The sequence below is a fragment of the Kineosporia sp. NBRC 101677 genome (genome assembly GCF_030269265.1).
Taxonomy (GTDB): domain Bacteria; phylum Actinomycetota; class Actinomycetes; order Actinomycetales; family Kineosporiaceae; genus Kineosporia; species Kineosporia rhizophila.
The window spans coordinates 60,373-78,179 of the sequence record NZ_BSTA01000004.1; the positions used below are offsets into that span (position 1 = coordinate 60,373).

A 17,807-nucleotide genomic window follows, 5' to 3' on the forward strand; every position below is an offset into this window, starting at 1 on the left:
GCAGCGACTGACCGGGGGAGTCGCGCGCGAGTTCTCCACGCAGCGGCTCTGGACGTTACCCGGCCCGGCCCTCGCGCCGCCACCAGGGGTTACTGGTGAGCACAAAGGGCATAGGGCGAGGCGGACTCACCCCTGATCTGCGCCCAGCTCGCGGTACAGCGGCTCCCACCGCGCCTTCCGGTCCTGGCTGGACTGCTCCCACCAGGGGGTGCCGCGCTCGCCGAGGGCGACCTTGGCCCGCTGCACCCGGTCGCGGGCGGCCCGCTCGGCCGCCTCGTCTTCCTGCCGCAGCGCGCGCCCGACCTCACGCCGCGCGCTCATCAGCTCCTTGCGCAGGACCGCGCCGACCTCTTCGGGCAGCTCCGGATCGGTGGCCCGCCACTTCCGCCCCTTGATCACCACATGATGACCGTCGGGGGTGAGTTCGGGGTTCACGCGTTCTCGACGATGCTCTCCGCCACGTCGCGCAGGTGCTCCTGGTTCGGGGCGAAGGCGTCGGCGATGTCCGGGTGCAGACCGGCCCGGGTCTTCTCCAGGAGCTCCTCCTCGACCTCGTCGACGCTCTCGCCGGAGTAGTGGCCGTCGACCTTCTTCACGGCCACGCGCAGGGCCGAGGTCAGCTGGTCCTCCAGCGGCTCGCGCAGCTTCTCGACCGGGCCGAGCGAGGTGTCGGGATCGAGCTTGACACGGGGCTGCACCATTTTTCGGGCCTCCAGCACTCAACCAGCCGGGCGGATCCGGCGGTGCCCAGTATGTGGCCCGAAGATCGGTTCGGCATCCCGGGCCCGAGGTGCGCCGCGGCCGCCCGAGCACAAGAATCGGACGGGTAACGCAGGCCCGAGTCACGCAGAAGGTGGTCATGGAACCGATGTCCCTGATTCTCACGGCGGTCGTCGCCGGGGAGTCCAAGACCGAGACCAACACCATGATCGGTGCCGTCGAGGACGACTACGGCAAGCTGCACAGCGCCCTGCAGGCCCGGCTGGAGGGCCGTCCGGACGCGCTGGAGGCCCTGCAGCAGTACGTGGACCAGCCCGAGAACGACAAGGACACGCTGATCACCGGGCTGCAGCAGGCCGGTGTCACCCACGACTCCGAAGTGCTCGAGCTGGCCCTGAAGGTGATGCAGCGGATCGACCCCGAGGGCAGCGCCAACGGCAACTACGCCGTCGACCGCTCGTAGGTCAGGCGCGTTCCACCCGCAGACCGGCGCGCTCGGCGTTGCTGTAGTCGTCGGCCACCCAGACCACCTGGCGCCCGGCGCGTTTCAGCAGGCTGGCGGCGATCGAGGAGCGGTAGCCGCTGACGCAGTGCACCCACAGCTCGCCCGGCGGCAGCGAGTCCAGCCCGGTGAGCAGCCGGTGCAGCGGCAGGTGGGCCGAGCCGGGCAGGTGGCTGGCGGCCCGTTCGTCGTCGCGGCGCACGTCGAGCACCACCGCGTCGGTGGCCCGGGCGAGGTCTTCGAACGAGGCCTTGCGGTAGGACGCGGGCTCGTCGGTGAAGGCGGCGACGTCGCCGAACGCCGTGGCGTCGGGCCGGTCGATACCGATCCGCACGAGCTGGCGCTGGGCCTGGGCGATCTGTTCCTGGTTCTCACCGATCAGGGTGAGCGGCGCGCCCCAGGGCATCAGCCAGCCCAGGTAGGTGGTGAACTGCCCGCTCAGGTCGATGCTGACGGTGCCGGCCAGGTGCCCGGCGGCGTAGGCGGTGCGATCGCGCAGATCCACCACCCATTCCCCGGCGCTGATCCGGCGGTGCAGCTCGTCGGCCTGCACCGGCTCGGCTACCGACAGGTCGACCGGACCGGGGCCCTGCCGGTTCAGCACGCCCATGTGCACGTAGTACGCCGGGTAGGCGGTCAGCCCGGCCACCAGCCGCTGCACGAACGCGTCCTCGTCCGGTTCCAGCAGCGCGTCGTTCACCTTCTTCTGCTCGCCGATGGTGCTGGCCGAGCCGCCGGTGGCGCTGCCCGCCGAGCAGAAGCTGCCGAACCCGTGGGTGGGCATCACCTGCACCTCGTCGGCCAGTTCGTGGGCCAGCCGGTGGGCCGAACGGTACTGGGCGTGGGTGAGTTCCACGGTGCGGGCGGCGTCGACCAGGTCGGTCCGGCCCACGCTCCCGAACAGCAGCGAGCCGCCGGTGAACACCACCGGGTCGGACGAGCCGTCCTCCACCACGTAGGCCAGGTGCGTGTCGGTGTGCCCGGGGGTGGCCACGACCCGCACCCGCAGCCCGCCGGCGGTCAGCTCGTCGCCGTCACCGATCGGCCGGCGCTCGAAGCCCACCTCGTCGTCCCGGTTCACGCCGTACTCCGCGCCGGTGCGCCGGGCCAGCTCGTAGCCGCCGGTGACGTAGTCGTTGTGGATGTGCGTCTCCAGCACCAGCACGCAGCTCAGGCCCAGCTCGCCGAGCCGGCCGAGCACCCGGTCGACGTCGCGCTGCGGGTCGATCACGACGGCGCTGGAACCGTCGTGCGCGATGTAGCTGCGGTCGCCGAGCTCGCTGGTCTCGATCACGTCCACCTGGATCACGTGCTCACGCTCCCGCGCATTGCTGGGACATCCGAATGTCCGTACATTAAGTGCCCAGCGCAGACGAGGGCAACGGAGCGATGGTGAACTTCACGAGCGTGCACACCGAAGAAGGGGCGCCGGCCCAGGGGTCCTGGTCGGCCGCGATCGACCGGTCCGCCCCGCTGCCGCTGTGGGCCCAGGTGCACGCCGACCTGCGTCGCCGCCTCAATGCTGAGCAGTTCACGGCCGGTTTCCCGGGTGAGATGGCCCTGGTCGAGGCGTACGACGTGAGCCGTCACACGGTGCGTGAGGCCCTGCGGCGCCTGCGCGACGAGGGCGTGGTGATCGCGGCGCGCGGCCGCCGCCCCCGGGTCGCCTCCGGCACCCGCCGCATCACCCAGCCCCTGGGGGCGCTCTACAGCCTGTTCGCCTCGGTCGAGGCCGAAGGGCTGGAGCAGCGCAGCATCGTGCGGGCGATCGATCTGCGCACCGACGCCCACGCCGCCTCCCGCCTGTCCCTCGGGCCCGACACCGAGCTGTTCTACCTGGAGCGGGTGCGGCTGGCCGGTGACGAGCCGCTGGCCTTCGACCGGGTCTGGCTGCCCGCCGCCCTGGCCGCCCCGCTGCTCGAGGCCGACTTCAGCCACACCGCGGTCTACCGCGAACTGGAACAGCGCTGCGGCATCCGGCTGGGCGGAGGCGAAGAGACGATCCACGCCGTCCTGCCCACCGCCCCGGAGCGCGAGCTGCTCGGAATCGGTCCGGAGACGGCCGGGTTCGCCATCGAGCGAAGGGCTCAGGGGCCGGCCGGGCCGGCCGAGTACCGGCGCACCCTGGTCCGGGCCGACCGCTTCGCCGTGGCGGTGCAGTTCTCCACCGGCGGCGGCTACAAGCTCAGCCTCTCCGGCGCCTGAATGTGGCTACCCGCAGCCATATCTCTCGCCGACTGTTCCTGACCGCCACCGCCGGTGCCGTGGTCACCGGCGCCGGGGTGGCCGGCTACCTGAGTGGTGTCCTGCCCGGGGTCGGGGGAGCGGAACCCAAATTTAAGACGTTTGACTCCAGCGCGCGCGGAAAGCCGGTTACGTACGGGTGGGCTACTCCGCCCGATCACGAACCTGACGGGCTGCCAGTTGTTCTGGTACTGCACGGCCGGGGAGATGATGCCCACTCCGCCTTCGATTCCCTTGCCGCTCATGAGTTCTTGGCCCAGCACGTGGCCAACGGCGGTGCGCCGGTCGGCATCGCATCGGTCGACGGTGGCGAGACCTACTGGCATCCCCGGGCCGACGGCGACGACCCGCTGGCCATGATCTCCGGCGAACTGCTGCCCCGACTCGGCGAAATCGGCTTCGACACCGGCCGCCTTTCCCTCCTGGGTTACTCAATGGGTGGTTTCGGGGCCTTGATGTTGGCCCGGGAGGCGTCGAACGGCCGCTTCGGGGCGCCCGGCCAGTTGGTGGCCGCCGCTGCCTCCAGCCCGGCCCTCTTCGCCCGGGCCTCGGTCACGTCGGCCGGATCGTTCGACGATGCCGAGGATTTCGAGCGCTGGGGTGACCTGGCCGCCGATCCTGACGTCGGCGACCTACCGCTGTCGGTCTCCTGCGGGGCGGACGACCCCTTCCGGGCCGAGACGGAGCGCTACTGCAAAGCCTGTGACCCGGCTCCGGCCGGCTCGCTCGGCGAGGGTGGGCACGACCACGGTTACTGGCGCAGCCTCCTGCCCGATCAGCTGGTCTTCCTCTCGGAGCGGTCATGATCCAGTTCGGCTTGCGGGAGTGATCGATTGCCCCAATGGTGGACATGTCGGGTTTTCGCCTCGCAGCAAGGGAGAGAAGACATGCCTTTCACGTTCCGCAAACGGATCAAGATGCTCCCGTTCCTGCGCCTGAACGTCTCCAAGACGGGCACCAGCCGTACCTGGCACATCGGTCGCTGGTCGTGGAACTCGCGCAGCCGCCGCCACTCCGTCGACCTGCCGGGTCCGGTGAACTACCAGAGCAAGGCCCGCGGCCGCCGCTGAGTCCGCACTACGCGCCGATGCCCGTGGCCGCCAGGTGGTTCACTTGGCGGTCATGGACACGGCCGTGAGCGGGGTCAGGCACCACACCTTCACCGTCTCCCGGGAGCTGGACGCCCCGCCGGAGACGGTTTTCCGGGTTTTCGCCGACGATGATCTGCGCCGGATCTGGTTCCGCCTGCCCGGCCGCGACAGCGAGTACTCGTTCGACTTCCGGATCGGCGGTACCGAGCAGGCGCGCAGCACGTTCACCCCGCTCGAGGGCGAACCGGAGCTGGTGCACAACCGCTCCCGCTGGATCGACATCGTGCCCGGGCGCCGCCTCGTGCAGTCCTACGAGGCCGCCATCAACGATGTGCTGATGTGGACGGCCCTGCTCACCGTCGAGCTGTACCCACTGCCCGGAGCCACCGGCGAACCCGGCGGCACGCTGCTCGACTGGACCGAGCAGGTCGCCTTCCTCAACTACCGCGGCGACGGCGGGGTCGACCTGCAGCACCTGCGCGGCGCCACCGGCCTGCGCCTGAACGGGCTGACCAAGGCCGTCGCCCAGGCCTGACTCACCTCGAAAAGTCCACCGCCCACCCCCGAGTCCCACCGGCAGGCCGTCGGCGGATCGTGGGTGGGCGGTGGATGATCCGACCCTGGGGCGGCCAGGGCCGGAGCTCGTGGGTCCCGGGCCTAGAGCCGGGAGTCCTGGGTGATCGCGACCGCTGCCCTCGCCGGCACCTTCACCGAGGCTTGGCCGTCGGCGCCCACCTTCACAGTGGTGCCGACGCAGCTGCCGTCCTGAGTGCCGCCGCTGGTCAGATCGCAGTAGGTGCCCTCGGGCAGACCGGTGGCGAACGTCTGCGTCTGGGCGGAGGTGCCGTTGTTCAGCGCCGTCCAGCCGGCCTCACCGCGACTGAACGAGATCAGGTCCGCGCCGTCGTCCGACCAGTTCGTCACCGCCGCGTCGCCCACGCTGTTGCGGAAGGCGACCATCCCGAGCACCGCCGGGTCGCGGTCCAGACAGTTCCAGGCATCGTTGTCGCAGTCGGTGTCGGTGATCAGGCCGTCGGCCCCGGAGGGCGGGGCGTCGTCGTAGGCGTTCCACCGGAACGACGAGTAGACCTGCGGGACACCGTAGTCGTGAGCCAGCACGAACTGGGTGGCCAGCTTCTCGGTGGCGGCGTCCTTGGAGCTGATCGACTCACCGGTGCGGTCGGTGTCGTGGTTCATCACGAAGGTCAGCGACTTGTCCGAGGCCACCAGCCCGTCGCCGAAGTTCTCCAGTGCCGCGAGGTTGCCGCTGAACGCCTTCTTCAGCTGCACCGAGGCGTCCAGGCCGAGCACGCTGCCCAGCTCGGAGTAGGCCGCCTGCGAGAGCTCACCCTGACCGCCGAAGACCTCCAGCGCCACGTAGGGCCGGGTGCCGTCCACGGTCGGGTCCAGGCCGTCGATGATCGCCTTCAGGTCGGCCCGCGGGATGTGCTTGGCGGCGTCCACCCGGAAGCCCGAGACCCCGTACCCGACCAGCTTGTTCAGGTACTTGGTGATCGCGCCGCGGACGTAGTCGCTCTCGGTCTTCAGGTCCTCGAGCTTGCCGAGCCGGCAGAAGTGCGCCTGCTGGACGTCGTCGTAGTTCTCGACATCCCCGGAACTGGTGGGACAGTCGGCCGCCTGGTGGAAGTCGTCCTTCATGTACAGCCCGGGATACGTCATCGCGCTGTACTTGTTGCCGCTGTAGGAGGTGGCGCCGCTCGCGGTCATGTCACTGCCGGACATGTGGTTGATCACCGCGTCCACGTAGACCTTCACCCCGGCGTCGCGGCAGGTCTGCACCATGTCGCGGAACTCGGCCTCCGACCCCATGCGGCTGTTCAGGTCGTAGCCGGCCGGCTGGTAGACCTCCCACCACGGGTGGTGGTCCCAGTTCACCCGGATCGAGTCCTGCGGCGGGGCGACCTGCACGCCGCCGAAGCCGTTCGGCCCCAGCACCTCGGTGCACTCGGTCGCCACGGAGGCCCAGTTCCACTGGAAAAGGTTGGCCATCACGTCCCCGGCCGAGGCGCTCGCGGCAGGTGCGCTGACTTCAGTGCTGACTTGGGTGCCGGCTCGGACGCTGTCCTGCTGAGGCCAGGCCATGGCCGTGGCGGCGGCCCCCACCACGAGAACGGTGGTGGCACCGGCGACGGTCGCAATGCGCCGTTGCCTGGCCGAGCTTTCTTTACGCCGAGTCACGGCGGTGACCCTAACAGCCCGCAAAACCCCCGTGCACAGCCATAATTGGAACGCACGTCCGACTACTCTGCGTAGCTTAACCATGCATCCCGGCGTGATCACCCAGGTCTTCGGTGCTTGATCGGCGTCGGTTGTCGTCAGAGACAACAGCGCACTTAGCTCCCGTTTAGCCCTCATCGGCCTGACTGCCCGGCCTGCTGTGACTCAGGTCACCTGAAATTCTGCGACCTAAACCGGGCCTGCGCGCATCTCAGTAGGTGTGCGGGTACCGGGCTGTCCCCTGAGCAGCCTGGTCCGCATCCGAGATCGTGAACGCCCGAACGGAGCCGCAGTGGCATCCGCCGGGCTCGTAGCGCCCGGCTGGGTTCAGGGGCCCGGCCGGGTGAGGGCGACGGTGTCGGGGTGGAATTGAGGGCCACCCCGGCACCGCGCCCGCAGGTCGTCGGAGTCACGCGAGGTCGCCCGGCTCCGGTGAACGATGCGCTACTTCATCGCCGGAGAGGGGTACACCGTGCCGATCCGCAGGCCGTCCAGCCAATCGGTCAGGCGGGCGGCCTCCTTGTCGAGCGCGCTGCGCACCCCCGGTGGGACATCCTCCACCAGGCGTACTTCCACGCGCCCGGCCGCGTCCTGCACCCAGCAGCCGACCATCCGGCCGTTCGCCCAGGCGCTGGTGCCCACGTTGCCGCGGGTGTCGAAGAGCCGGGCCTTGTGGGGGCCGAGGTAGAAGTCGCGGGCCTGCCAGCCCATCACGGTGGCGTCCAGCACGGGCAGCAGCCTGACCCAGGGGCCGGGGTCGGCGACCGGCTCGAGGTCCTCGGGCAGCAGCCAGCCGGTCGAGGAGTCTTCCAGCTGCACCGCCTGCGCCCCGAGCTCGGCCAACGCCGTGCGCACCGCCTTCTTGGTCGAGCCCAGCCACCACACCAGATCGCCCTCGGTGCCCGGCCCGAACGACCAGAGCCAGCGCCGCACCAGCTCCCGATAACCGGCGTCGACATCCGGCACCCCACCGTCAGCCAGGCCGTCCGAGTCGCCCGAGCTGGTCGGCTCAGCCAGACCAGCGGAGTCGACCGAGCCACCCGGGCCACCCGGGCCAGCCGAGCCACCGGCAAGCCAGTCCCGGGTCAGTGTCCATCGCGGCCGGGAAGCCACCCAGCGCCCGGTGTTCACACCCCGCACGATGTCGGCGGAGGCGCCGAGCAGGACCAGCATCCGCGGCCCGGCCCAGGTCTCGCCGCCCACCGCGCTCGCCTTCACCCGCAGCCGGGGCACGGCCTCACGGATCTCGGCCGCGGTCAGCCCGGTGGGGTGCTCGGCGAGAACAGCCAGAATCTCCGCCCGCGCCGCGTCCAGCCAGCCGGCGCCCTCCTCGGCAATCCCGGCCGCGACGACGTCCTTGATCAGTTTCGCTCGTTCGGTGGCCGCCACCCGGGCTGATGCGCTGGACCGCACCGAAGGCAGCAGCTCCCGGGGAAACACGAACAGGGTGCGCCGCATGGCCAGTTGCTTCACCAGGGACCGCTGCTCGTAGAGCGCCTGGTCCAGATCCTTGGGCTGCATCGACGTGGTCCGGGCCCAGCACGACAAGTACGGCGTGGCCGGCTCGGTGGCGTGCAGTGCGGTGAGCGCCCGGGTGACCGCGTCGGGGGAGTCCGCCTCCAGGCCGGGAACCAGCGCATGACGGACCGCCAGGCGGGAGCGGCGTTCGGCATCGGTGACCAGTCGCACCTCGCCATCATGCCGCCCGGCGACCCACGGCGGGGAAGTCCGGGTCATGGCCTTGATCTGAGCAGGCCCGCCGCCGATGTATCCCTGACCAGACCGTCCACGGCTTCGGGGGCCAACGTGGGTGTCACGACGCTGTCCTGTCCCGCCTGCGCGCGCCCACTGGGGCACCGGCAGACCTACTGCGAGACCTGCGGGGCCCGGGCCGGCGATCCGCCCGCGCGGCCGGTGCGTAGGCCGGTCGTCCAGGTTCCGGGGCCGCGCCAGGTGCACATGCAGGAGATCCTGACGCCCGCGAGGCAGGGCTCCCGCGGCGGTGGCTGGGGGATCGGGCTCGGCCTCGTTCTGGTCGTGCTGCTGGTGGTGGCCGGTCTGACCTTCGCCACACTGAGATCCACCGGAGTGGTGGGCGGTCCGAGCGAGACCGAGCGCCAGGCTGCCGCAATGGCTCAGGAGCAGGCCGACCTGCGTTCCGGCCTGGGCGTTTTCATGGAGATCCGGGCGGTGTTCTTCGGGGCCGAGCGCCGCTACCTGCCGGCCATGCACCAGGCGCGGGTGCAGATCCAGGAGTACAACACCGAACTCGCGCAGGTCGAGGCGCAGATCGACGAGATCAACTCGGCCAACGCCGCTCGCCTGCGGGGCTGCGGCAGTTCCTGCCCCGACCTCGACTACCCGGCCTACCCGAAGATGCCCGAACTGGGGCCGCAGATCAAGGATCTCAAGGCGGTGGTGCAGCGCACCGGCGAACTCCACGGGCAGCTCTCCGCCCTGCGCGAGACCGGTGTTCTGGTCATGGCCTACTCCGACCTGCTCAGCGCGGTGGATCTTCTCGGTGAGGATGCCCGGGAGAACCTGGCCTCGCTGAAGGACATGCGCCGCAAGCCCAAGACCGGGTCGTACGCCGACGGCCGCACCCGCCTGCGCATCGGCACGCTGAACGGGAACAGTTCGCTGCCGGTGATCCGGCGGATGAACGGCAATCTGGTCCGGCTGCTGGAGCGTACCGACCTTCCGGTACGGGGCTACGATCTGCCCGGGGGGCGGGACCGGGACCGGTCCGATCACAGCACTGCGGTCTGATCAGGCCTGGGCCGGCACAGCGGATCCACAGCGAATCCGTGACGAGTGCCTCATGGTTGAAAGCTAAATAGTTGTTGCTTCAAGTTTCGCGCTCGGTCAGGCTGGACCGGCTGGCCCTCCAAGACCGGCCGCCGGGGAGCGACGGGGCCCCTCGCCGGGCCGGACCTGTGACCTGTCGAAAGGAACTGTCGTGAACAACGCCGTACTGCGGGACGTCGCCGTACTCATTGCCCGGATCGCCCTCGGGGTGGTCTTCATCGCCCATGGCTGGCAGAAGTTCAGCGAGTGGGGCATGGAAGGCACGGCCGGCTCCTTCGAGCAGATGGGCGTGCCGGTTCCCACCGTCAGTGCCTGGTTCTCGGCGATCGTCGAGGTGGTGGGCGGCGCCCTGCTGATCGTCGGTCTGGCCGTCCCTGTGGCCGGACTTCTGTTGCTCGTCAACATGTTCGGCGCATTGTTCATCGTGCACCTGGAAAGCGGCATCTTCGCCGCCGACGGCGGCTACGAGCTGGTCCTGGTGCTGGGTGTCACCTCGCTGCTGCTGGCGGCGGTCGGCGCCGGCCGGTTCAGCCTCGACCAGGTGGTGGCCCCGCGGCTGGCGCAGGGCGCCGGAGCCCTGGTGAAGGCCTGAAAAGCTCCCCAACTGAGGACGGCGGTGGCCAGTGGGCCGTCGCCGTCCCGTTGGGTGCGGCACCAGTGGGGTAACGGCGGTCAGGTTGACCTTCAGGTCGGATGAAGCTCCAGGATGACGGCATGCCCACCGCAGACCTCATGCCCATCGGTACTTTCGCCCAGCGCACCGGCCTGACCGCGAGCGCCCTGCGCTTCTACGCCGACGCCGAGGTACTGGCCCCGGCCCGGGTCGACCCGTCGACCGGGTACCGGTTCTACTCCGAGACCCAGGTGGAACGGGCCGTGCTGGTCCGGCGCCTGCGGGAGATCGGGATGCCGCTGCCGGCCGTGTCCGACGTGCTCGCCGGGGCGGTCGAGCTGGTCGAGGAACATGTGCGCCGGATGGCCGACAGTGCCGAGAGTGCCCGGCTTCAGGCCGCTCTCATCGTCTCGACCCTGAACGGGGAGGCGGGCGAGCCGGTGCTCACCCTGAGCGGGCCGGTGTTCGCGGCGGCGGTGGATCAGGTGCTCGCGGCCACCGCGCGGCAGGCCGAGCTACCCATCCTGAACGCGGTGAGGATCGAGTTGGCCGACGGTGCCGTGACTCTGACTGCCACCGACCGCTACCGGCTCTCGACCCGCACGCTCACCCCGCTGGATTCTCGGGGGACGTTCGCGGTCACTGTGGATGCGGACGACCTGCGGGCCGGTCTGCCCGAGCTCAGGAGCAGTCATCGGGTATCGGTTTCGATCGGTGAGCGCGCCCTGACCCTGCATCTGGACGGGCGGGAAGGTGTACAGGAGAGCGGCTACCGGATCCGGCCCGGTGACTATCCCGACCACCGCGCCCTGCTCGAAGGGCTGCCGGAGGTGACCACCCGCGTCCTCACTCAGAAGTCGGCGGTCCTGGCCGCGCTGGAGACCGGGCCGGGCGATCGCGCCGTTCTGCGGGTTTCTCCCGAAAGCCTCCTGATCGGGGAGGTTCCGGTGGAGGCAGTGGTGAGTGGGACGTCCATTGTCGTGCAGTTCGAGCTCACCAACCTGTACCCGGCGATCAGCACCGCGATCGGGACCGATCTGGTGGTGGAACTGAGGGGTGCGGCCCTGCCTGCGACCATCCGCTCGGCCGACCACGGAGACCTCACCACCCTCGCCATGCCGGTGGCCTGAGCCGCCCGAACGAACCGGGCCCCGCGGAACGAGTTCCGCGGGGCCCGGTTCGGTGCGAGGAGCTGGTCAGCCCTTGACACCCTGGTACGGGTAGATCTTCAGAGTGCGCTTGCCGCCCGGCTTGCCGCCGATCTTGACCTTGCGCAGCGAGGAGTTGTTGTCGTAGTTCGCCTCGCCGAGCTTCTTGTCCGGGTTCGCGATCGTCTGGATGTAGTAGATGCCGTTCTTGACCTTGGTGATGTCGAACGACTGGCCCGGCAGGTACTGGCCGTAGGTGTCGCCCCAGCCGGTGCCCAGCACCTCACGGATGCTCAGCAGGTTGGCGTTGCCCTGACCGCAGGCGGTGTAGAGGTCGATCGACTCCGGCTGCCACTGGGCGCCCTCGACGTTCGGGTCGACCGAGTCGGTGGGGGCCAGGCAGAAGGCCTCCTTGCCGCTGATGATCGCCTTCTTCTTGGTCGAGTCGAGCAGCCGGTAGGAGGCGAAGTCCCGGAAGTGCCAGTGGTTGTGGCCCTCGCGCGGGTCCCACTCCATCTCGCCGGCGCCGGTGTAGCCGACCTGCTTGCCGTCCTTGTCGAAGTAGTACTGGTAGGCGTCGAGGACCGGCTTGCCCTTCTGGCGGAAGCCGTCGACCACCAGCGGCGAGGGGCCGGCGTTCCAGACGGTGGCGCCGAAGCTCAGGTAGGTCTTCTTCTTCTTGCTCGAGGTGTCGAGCATGATCTGGTACGCGGGGAGCGAGCGCAGGTCGGGCTTGGGCAGGTCGTCGACCGCGGCGGCGCCGAGACGGTTGCCGGTGGGCGCGGTCTTGGCCGGCACGTTGGGCTTGCCGAGCGCGGCCTTGCGGTCCATCTCGCGCTGGGCCTGCTGCGGGGAGAGGTTCTCGGCGTCGGGGTCGATGCCGGCCGGCTGCTGGCCGTGGCTGTGGCCGGCCTCCGCGGCGGCGAAGCCGATGCCCTGGTCCTCCTTGACCGTCTTGACCTTGACCTTGATCTTCGAGGTGGCCTCGGCGGCGGGGATGCCCAGGGCCTTGGCCCACTGCTTGTTCACCGTGGCCTCGACGGTGTACGTGCCGTCCTTGCCCTTGAACTGCAGGGGGTTGTTCCAGTCGGCGAAGACCGGGGTGGACCAGCCGCCGGGCAGGCCGAACAGGCCACCGATCGCGTAGGGGTGGTAGCCGCACTGCTTGGGGTAGGGCGACTCGGCCGCGCCGTCGGGGGCGATCCGGCTCTGCTGGTCGGAGTTCAGGCAGAAGTCGAGCTTGCTCTTGTGCACCGTCTTGCCGGCCCGGGTGACCTTGAGGTCGAAGAACTTGGTCAGCGTGGACGGGCTGGCGGTGATGTTGGCCGGCAGGGTCTTGGTGACCTTGCTGTCCCCCTCGCCGACGATCAGCTTGGTGGTGATCGGGTTCTTGTACGACTTGCCCCGGTCGGTGCGGATCTCCAGGGTCTTCGGCGCGACGGCGTAGAAGCCGAGGCCGTAGAGGGCGATCGGCTCGCCCTTGAAACGCTGCACGCTCTGCGTCTTCACCGGCACGACGAAGTCGAGCGCGGCCTTCGAGGTGGCGGCGGACTCGGCCCCGGAGACCTGCCCGGCCGCCTCCACGGCAGCGGCGGTCATGACAGAACCCGCCATCACGGCGGTCAGGGCCACGGCGGCGACAGGTGCGACGCGCCTGGCGGCAGGGCGGCGGATCGGGCTCACGGGGGTCCCCCTCATGGGATCAGGAATGGCATCACCTCAAGTGACGCATTACCGAACCATAAGGTTGTCTGGGACGAAGCCGAATCAGCCTCCGGGATGATGCTCGCCGCGCGAAGGGGCCGCGGCGATCCTCCCGAAGGATGAGTATCAGACGACTGTCTTTTTGCCGTGGCGGGTGGGTGACGCTCGGTGGGCGGTTGCCGAGACCGCACCGCAGCAGGGCGATCTCGCTACGGTCGGCTGGGCGGGGATGACCGTGAGGTGTCGATCGCGCTCGCTCGGCCCAACTGAGGCCCGATCCGGCCCCGCATGGTTCAGGGGTGGTCTATCGTTCGGCGACCCGGACCTGCCCGACGAAGGAACGCCGAACGTGATCAGAAGGTTTCACCCGGGTCACTACGTGCTGGCCGGGCTGCTGGCCGTGACCACGCTGGTCGTCCTGGCGCCGGGTGTGTCCTTCTCGTTCGGCTCCTCGTACGGCCCTTCGGACGGGTCGAGCACGGCCGAGGAGCTGTGGGAGTCGGGTCCGTCGGGCATCGGTGGCGCTGAGAACGACCAGTGGGTGATGGAGGACGCGCAGGCCCGCACCATGGAGATCGCGGGCTGGGGCACCGGTTACATCACCTCGAAGTTGTGGAGGCTGGCCCGCGACGGGAACGCGGACGTGGACGTGTGGGCCTACGAGCACAAGGCGACGGCCAGCCCGCGAAGTCGCGCCGGACAGCCGGATCCCGTGGTCAGCCGCCTGTACCTGCAGGCCACCCCGCGGACGCCGGTCGAGGAGTGGCTGGACTGGTCGGGTAGCCCGTCGGCGGACTTCCGGATGAACGGCGACGTGCCGGGGGAGGCCTCCCTGGCGGTCGAACCCGGCTGGTTCGCCCCGGCCGGCGGGCAGAGCGCCTCGTACGTCACGGAGTTCACGGTGAAGGCCGGGCAGCGGCCGGTTTTCGATCCGGTGCAGGAGATCGAGTTCCGGTCGGTCTGGCGGACCACCCGTTCATGTTCCGCGAACGGGTCCGAAGACGAACCAGAAGACTGCGTCACCGACCTCAGCTGACCGAGCGTGGTCTCCTGAGCGAACCGCAGAACCCGCTCACGGACGTCTGTGCTCGGGTGGCCGCCCGAACCCGCCTACGGGTGCCGGTGGTGGGTGGACCACAGAACCCGCTTGAGGACGTTTGTGCTGGGCAGTCGCGGTGACCTCGCCTTCGGTGGGTTCTGGGTCCTGTTCTGTGGATCACTCGCCTACTGCGGGGCAGGTCTAGTCGTGTTCGATGTGGTCGCGGCCCGGGCCGCCGGAGATGGTGTCGGTGCCGGGGCCGCCGTACAGCCGGTCGTTCCCGCTGTTGCCGAAGAGCTCGTCGGCGCCGGCCCGCCCGTAGACCACGTCGTTTCCTTCGCCCCCGTAGAGCCCGTCGGCCCCGGCGCCCCCGTCGAGCAGGTCGTCACCGCGGTCGCCGCGCAGGAACGAGGCTCTCTTGTCGCCGTAGAGCTTGTCGTCGCCGTTGCCGCCGTGGGCCGAGTTGTAGCCGCCGCCGATGCGGATCGTGTCGTTGTTGTTGCCGCCCCAGACGCCGCCCAGGTCGCCGATGCCGCCGGCCGTGATCTGGTCGCGGCCGTCCTGCCCCCAGATCCCGCTGCCGTCGATAGCGCCCGGCTGCGGGCGGGTGTCGGCCTTGTCGTTGCCGGCGCCCAGCCAGAACTCGTTCGAGTAGTAGGCCTGCCGGGTGCGGTTGTGGAAGCGCACGGTGTCGCTCTGGTCGCCGAGCCGGAACTTGGCCATCACGTACGGGTCCTGCGACTCCCGGCCCTCGACCAGGCAGACCACCTCGGTCAGGTCGGCGGCGGCCGGGTACTCGCAGCCCTCGCCCGCGTCGATCGGCTGCGAGTCGTCGATGGTGTAGCGGTAGAACCCGTCGTCGGCCAGCTCGGTGGTGACGGTGAGCTGGTTGGCCTGCCCGGGGGCGGCCGTGTAGTGCAGGTACCAGTTCTCGACCTCGGCCTGCCCCTGCGCAGCGCTGCCGGCCAGAGCGGGAGCGGCCGGCCCGAGAACGGCCGAGGCGCCCAGAGCCAGAGCCGAGGCAGGTAGCAGAACCCGGCGAAGTGCAGTCTGAGTGAGCACGACTGGTACCCCCTGGAGCGATGCGAGCGTGACCTGCCTCACTGTACGCCGGAGGGCATTCCGGCTGCCGGGCGATCCGGCCATATGTGGATAACTCGGCGCGTCTGTGGACCGGCGCGACCTTCTGATCAGTGTGGGGTGTTTGACCGTCACCACCGCACGCAGCCATGACACAGACTTCATACGCGACAACGAGCGCGCCGGACCTCTTCTGCCCCTTGGGTGGCAGAGGCTGCTCGGCACCCGAGGAGGGGCGGGTGCCGGGCGCGATCCGGCTGGGACGACTGGTCTTCTATTGGTGACCAGACGTGATGGTGCGTCACTTTCGGGTGACATATGGTGAGTCTTGCACTGCCTGCTGTCATACTGCGCCCGTGTCGTCACCGCCCGTCGAGCGCGAATCGCAGGCACCGGCCCTGCGCCCCGCAGTCGGCAGCCGGGCCCTGGTTGCGGCCGGACGCAACCGTCCTGGCCTTCCCCGGCGCCCCCGCGAGCGGCTCGTGGCCGATCCGGCGCAAGCCCGTCAGCTACCCACCCAGGTGTCTCTGACCTGCAGCGTCCGGCCGGGTGAAGCCGCTTCTTCCCGCCACCTCGGTCAGGGCGGGCGCGCCGTCGGGAAGCTCGCCGACGGCCGAGAAGGCACACCCGCTGAACCAACACGTAAGGACGTCGTCTCCGGGGACACCGGCGGCCGGGTACGGGTGAGCCGGCTGGTCAGTGACGACCGGCTCCGGGTGGAGGTGGCATGGGAAGCACGGACGGCGCGGACGGTGGACGGCCGGACGGTGCGGCTGTGAGCGCCGACGTGCAGGTGGTTCTGGTCGACGACCACCCGGCCATCCTGGCTGGGGTGCAGGCCTGGATGGCGCTGGCCAGCCCGGCGGTCGATGTGGTGGCTGCCGGGTCCGACCTGTCGGTGGCCTGGCTGGAGCCCGGTCGTTCGGTGCCTGTGGTGGTGATGGACCTGCAGCTCGGCGGCGCCCCGGCCTACGCCGACCTGTCGCGGCTGGTGGAGCACGGCCGTCAGGTGGTCGTCTACTCCATGCGCGAGGACAGCGACACCGCGCTGACCTGCCTGGAGATCGGCGCCTTCACCTACCTGACCAAGGCCGAGGGGCAGGCCCACCTGGTCGACGCGGTGCGGGCGGCGGCCGAGTCGCGGCCCTACGTCTCGCCGTCGCTGGCCGGGGCGATGGGGGTGGACAGCCGCCGGATCCGCCCCGACCTCGCGCCCCGGGAGATCGACGTGCTGCTGGAGTGGTTCCGCTGCGAGTCCAAGGACCTGGTGGCGCAGAAGCTCGGGATCTCCGCCCGGACGGTGTCCACCTACATCGACCGCGTGCGGATCAAGTACGCCAACACCGGCCGGCCCGCCTCGACCAAGGCCACGCTGGTGGCCCGGGCGATCCAGGACGGGCTGGTCTCGCTGGACGACCTGTGAGCCGGCTCGGAGCCGGGATCTGAGCAGGGTTCAGGAGAGGGCGTCCTCGAGCGCCCGGCGGATCTCGGCCTGCCCCCGGGCGTTCGGGTGCAGGCTGTACGTCGGGTTCACCGGGTCTACGTAGGTCAGCCAGCGCCTGGCCGGCACCTGCTCGCAGGCCGCGTGCCCGGCGAACGGCTCCACCAGGTCCACGAACGTGGTGCCCGGTACCTTCTGGGCGATCAGCTCGGTGCGCCGGTTCAGTTCCAGGGTGATCGCGTTGATCAGGTCGGTGGCCGGCTTTCCGAGCGGGGCGCAGGCCTGGGGATCGTTCGGCGGGAACAGCATGGGGTAGCCGGTGACCGCGAGGTGGGCGTGCGGCGCGGCCTCGTGCACGGCCCGGAAGGTGCGCTCCAGCAACGAGATCCCGCCGTGCTCGGGCAGCGGCGTGGTCATTGCGGCCAGGGCGCGGGTGGCCTGGGCCAGGGCCTCCTGGCAGCCGGCAGCGGGCAGGCACGAGGTCAGGATCTTGCCCACCCCCACGTCGTTCCCGCCCACCGAGAGCGTGACCAGGCTGACGTCCGGGGTGGCGGCCAGCCGCGCGAGCTGCCCCGGCTCGCCCTTGGATCCGGCCAGCAGCCCCGGGATCGTGACGCCGCTGCAGGCCACGTGCCGGAAGGTGGTGCTGCCCCCGGCGGGGACACGAGCCCGGTCGGCCAGCTGGCGGGTGGCGGCGGTGGCTGAGCGGTGGCAGCCGTTGGCGGTGGTGTCGTACTCGTCGGTGACGAAGGGCGGGTCGGCCTCGCCGGAGGCGTAGGAGTCGCCCAGCGAGACGAACGAGACGTCGTCCAGCACCTGCGTGCTCGTGGTGCTCCGGGAGCCGTCGGGACGGCTGGCGATGAACGCCATCCGGCCACCCCGGGAGCGGTCGCGTACCCGGCACTCGGCCGCCGAGCCGCTGGTCTTCAGGCAGCTGGCTCCCCGGCCGGTCCAGGTCAGGGTGGTGCCGGCGGCGGCCTCGACGGTGAACGTGGTGTCTCCGATCACCGGCCGCAGCACCTTCTCCGGCGGCGGGGTGAGCCACTGAGGCTGGTCGGACTGCACCGCCGACGCGGTCTGGGTGACCCAGGCGACCGATGTCACCACCGTCGCCGTGGCCACCACCGCGGTGACCGCCGAGCACAATCGACCGGATCTGCCGAGCTTCATCGTCTTCCC

Annotated in this window: 19 protein-coding genes; 11 read left to right on the forward strand and 8 right to left on the reverse strand. The window is 70.1% G+C overall.

The genetic code is table 11. From position 1 onward, the window contains the following. Window positions 1–126: 126 nt before the first annotated feature. Together QSK18_RS12885 and QSK18_RS12890 are read right to left on the reverse strand one after the other, a co-directional pair. Window positions 127–435, reverse strand: a complete 309-nt coding sequence (locus QSK18_RS12885; protein ID WP_285619103.1) for a hypothetical protein — start codon at window positions 433–435, stop codon at window positions 127–129. Beyond that, window positions 432–701, reverse strand: coding sequence for a hypothetical protein (locus QSK18_RS12890; protein WP_232808934.1), 270 nt, complete (start codon window positions 699–701; stop codon window positions 432–434). Before QSK18_RS12890 ends, QSK18_RS12885 begins: the two co-directional genes overlap by 4 nt. Window positions 702–868: 167 nt before the next feature. Here QSK18_RS12890 and QSK18_RS12895 point away from each other — a divergent pair, with 167 nt between their 5' ends. Then, entirely contained in the window at window positions 869–1,183 is a 315-nt protein-coding gene (locus QSK18_RS12895; RefSeq protein WP_232808933.1) for a Het-E N-terminal domain-containing protein, read from the forward strand. A 1-nt stretch (window position 1,184) separates the two neighbouring features. Here QSK18_RS12895 and QSK18_RS12900 read toward each other — a convergent pair whose 3' ends face one another. Next, window positions 1,185–2,531: an MBL fold metallo-hydrolase gene (locus QSK18_RS12900; protein WP_232808932.1), complete on the reverse strand. Its 1,347-nt coding sequence runs from the start codon at window positions 2,529–2,531 to the stop codon at window positions 1,185–1,187. Between the two features lie 182 nt (window positions 2,532–2,713). Between QSK18_RS12900 and QSK18_RS12905 the strand changes: the two genes are divergently transcribed. From QSK18_RS12905 to QSK18_RS12920, 4 genes are all read left to right on the forward strand, one after another. Continuing rightward, window positions 2,714–3,427 (forward strand): GntR family transcriptional regulator, encoded by a 714-nt coding sequence (locus tag QSK18_RS12905; protein ID WP_352396548.1) that lies wholly within the window; start codon window positions 2,714–2,716, stop codon window positions 3,425–3,427. A 77-nt stretch (window positions 3,428–3,504) separates the two neighbouring features. After that, window positions 3,505–4,272, forward strand: coding sequence for an alpha/beta hydrolase (locus QSK18_RS12910; protein ID WP_232809486.1), 768 nt, complete (start codon window positions 3,505–3,507; stop codon window positions 4,270–4,272). A gap of 81 nt (window positions 4,273–4,353) precedes the next feature. Next, a complete protein-coding gene (locus QSK18_RS12915; RefSeq protein WP_232808930.1) occupies window positions 4,354–4,536 on the forward strand; it encodes a DUF4236 domain-containing protein in 183 nt (60 codons plus the stop codon). Between the two features lie 52 nt (window positions 4,537–4,588). Further along, window positions 4,589–5,092 carry an SRPBCC domain-containing protein gene (locus tag QSK18_RS12920; protein ID WP_232808929.1) on the forward strand — a complete coding sequence of 168 codons (504 nt, stop codon included), beginning with the start codon at window positions 4,589–4,591 and terminating at the stop codon, window positions 5,090–5,092. Window positions 5,093–5,214: 122 nt separating this feature from the next. On the opposite strand, the gene QSK18_RS12925 is transcribed toward QSK18_RS12920, so the two are convergent. Both QSK18_RS12925 and QSK18_RS12930 read right to left on the reverse strand, forming a co-directional pair. Continuing rightward, complete coding sequence (locus tag QSK18_RS12925; protein WP_285619107.1) at window positions 5,215–6,756, reverse strand: alpha-amylase; 1,542 nt, start codon at window positions 6,754–6,756, stop codon at window positions 5,215–5,217. A 483-nt stretch (window positions 6,757–7,239) separates the two neighbouring features. Further along, window positions 7,240–8,484, reverse strand: a complete 1,245-nt coding sequence (locus QSK18_RS12930; RefSeq protein ID WP_352396549.1) for a winged helix DNA-binding domain-containing protein — start codon at window positions 8,482–8,484, stop codon at window positions 7,240–7,242. 117 nt (window positions 8,485–8,601) lie between these two features. Between QSK18_RS12930 and QSK18_RS12935 the strand changes: the two genes are divergently transcribed. From QSK18_RS12935 to QSK18_RS12945, 3 genes are all read left to right on the forward strand, one after another. Then, on the forward strand, window positions 8,602–9,564 hold the full coding sequence (locus tag QSK18_RS12935; RefSeq protein ID WP_285619110.1) for a hypothetical protein: 963 nt from the start codon (window positions 8,602–8,604) through the stop codon (window positions 9,562–9,564). A gap of 190 nt (window positions 9,565–9,754) precedes the next feature. After that, window positions 9,755–10,195 carry a DoxX family protein gene (locus QSK18_RS12940; protein WP_285619111.1) on the forward strand — a complete coding sequence of 147 codons (441 nt, stop codon included), beginning with the start codon at window positions 9,755–9,757 and terminating at the stop codon, window positions 10,193–10,195. A gap of 122 nt (window positions 10,196–10,317) precedes the next feature. Next, complete coding sequence (locus tag QSK18_RS12945; RefSeq protein ID WP_285619113.1) at window positions 10,318–11,346, forward strand: DNA polymerase III subunit beta family protein; 1,029 nt, start codon at window positions 10,318–10,320, stop codon at window positions 11,344–11,346. A gap of 66 nt (window positions 11,347–11,412) precedes the next feature. Here the strand turns inward: QSK18_RS12945 and QSK18_RS12950 are convergent, their stop codons facing one another. Continuing rightward, the gene (locus QSK18_RS12950) at window positions 11,413–12,963 is read right to left on the reverse strand and encodes a lysyl oxidase family protein (protein WP_232808923.1); all 1,551 of its coding nucleotides are present in this window, start codon (window positions 12,961–12,963) and stop codon (window positions 11,413–11,415) included. A 454-nt stretch (window positions 12,964–13,417) separates the two neighbouring features. Between QSK18_RS12950 and QSK18_RS12955 the strand changes: the two genes are divergently transcribed. Next, entirely contained in the window at window positions 13,418–14,104 is a 687-nt protein-coding gene (locus QSK18_RS12955; protein ID WP_285619115.1) for a hypothetical protein, read from the forward strand. A 204-nt stretch (window positions 14,105–14,308) separates the two neighbouring features. Here the strand turns inward: QSK18_RS12955 and QSK18_RS12960 are convergent, their stop codons facing one another. After that, window positions 14,309–15,169 carry a calcium-binding protein gene (locus QSK18_RS12960; RefSeq protein ID WP_232808921.1) on the reverse strand — a complete coding sequence of 287 codons (861 nt, stop codon included), beginning with the start codon at window positions 15,167–15,169 and terminating at the stop codon, window positions 14,309–14,311. 374 nt (window positions 15,170–15,543) lie between these two features. Here QSK18_RS12960 and QSK18_RS12965 point away from each other — a divergent pair, with 374 nt between their 5' ends. Beyond that, entirely contained in the window at window positions 15,544–15,966 is a 423-nt protein-coding gene (locus QSK18_RS12965; RefSeq protein ID WP_232808920.1) for a hypothetical protein, read from the forward strand. Beyond that, window positions 15,915–16,610 carry a response regulator transcription factor gene (locus QSK18_RS12970; RefSeq protein ID WP_232808919.1) on the forward strand — a complete coding sequence of 232 codons (696 nt, stop codon included), beginning with the start codon at window positions 15,915–15,917 and terminating at the stop codon, window positions 16,608–16,610. The genes QSK18_RS12965 and QSK18_RS12970 overlap by 52 nt, the downstream gene beginning before the upstream one ends. A gap of 30 nt (window positions 16,611–16,640) precedes the next feature. Here QSK18_RS12970 and QSK18_RS12975 read toward each other — a convergent pair whose 3' ends face one another. After that, window positions 16,641–17,798: an SGNH/GDSL hydrolase family protein gene (locus tag QSK18_RS12975; protein WP_285619118.1), complete on the reverse strand. Its 1,158-nt coding sequence runs from the start codon at window positions 17,796–17,798 to the stop codon at window positions 16,641–16,643. Window positions 17,799–17,807 lie beyond the last annotated feature (9 nt).

Excerpts from the sequence above, each read along its gene's own strand:
- QSK18_RS12975 (WP_285619118.1), bottom strand. The coding sequence starts at position 17,798 with ATGAAGCTCGGCAGATCCGGTCGATTGTGCTCGGCGGTCACCGCGGTG.
- QSK18_RS12915 (WP_232808930.1), top strand. The coding sequence starts at position 4,354 with ATGCCTTTCACGTTCCGCAAACGGATCAAGATGCTCCCGTTCCTGCGC.
- QSK18_RS12945 (WP_285619113.1), top strand. The coding sequence starts at position 10,318 with ATGCCCACCGCAGACCTCATGCCCATCGGTACTTTCGCCCAGCGCACC.
- QSK18_RS12950 (WP_232808923.1), bottom strand. The coding sequence starts at position 12,963 with ATGACCGCCGCTGCCGTGGAGGCGGCCGGGCAGGTCTCCGGGGCCGAG.
- QSK18_RS12890 (WP_232808934.1), bottom strand. The coding sequence starts at position 701 with ATGGTGCAGCCCCGTGTCAAGCTCGATCCCGACACCTCGCTCGGCCCG.
- QSK18_RS12970 (WP_232808919.1), top strand. The coding sequence starts at position 15,915 with ATGGGAAGCACGGACGGCGCGGACGGTGGACGGCCGGACGGTGCGGCT.
- QSK18_RS12920 (WP_232808929.1), top strand. The coding sequence starts at position 4,589 with ATGGACACGGCCGTGAGCGGGGTCAGGCACCACACCTTCACCGTCTCC.
- QSK18_RS12895 (WP_232808933.1), top strand. The coding sequence starts at position 869 with ATGTCCCTGATTCTCACGGCGGTCGTCGCCGGGGAGTCCAAGACCGAG.